This is a genomic window from Parvimonas sp. D9 (assembly GCF_035282565.1).
In the GTDB taxonomy this organism is placed as follows: domain Bacteria; phylum Bacillota; class Clostridia; order Tissierellales; family Peptoniphilaceae; genus Parvimonas; species Parvimonas micra.
The window spans coordinates 1-279 of the sequence record NZ_JAYKBM010000121.1; the positions used below are offsets into that span (position 1 = coordinate 1).

1 protein-coding gene is annotated in these 279 nt (G+C 36.9%); it reads left to right on the forward strand.

Annotation, left to right across the window (positions count from 1 at the left end; translation table 11 throughout):
- The coding region (locus VJI94_RS08270; RefSeq protein ID WP_324009009.1) for a type I restriction enzyme subunit R domain-containing protein at window positions 1–279 on the forward strand (279 nt) is incomplete at both ends.

Genomic DNA, 279 nt, shown 5'->3' on the forward strand with positions numbered 1-279 from the left:
GAGAAAGTAGATAACGAAACCGCTCCTGAAGAAAAGAAAAAAGCACTACAACAGATCATTGCTGATTATAACCAACAATACGGCACCAACCACAGTATCAATGAATTTGACCTGTATTATCAGGATATACAGCAACGCATTAAATTTCAGCGATTTAGTAATGCCGATTACCCACATGCCAACAAAATTGATATCGTGATTGTGGTGGACATGTTACTGACCGGTTTCGACTCCAAATACCTGAATACTTTATATGTAGACAAGAACCTTAAATATCAT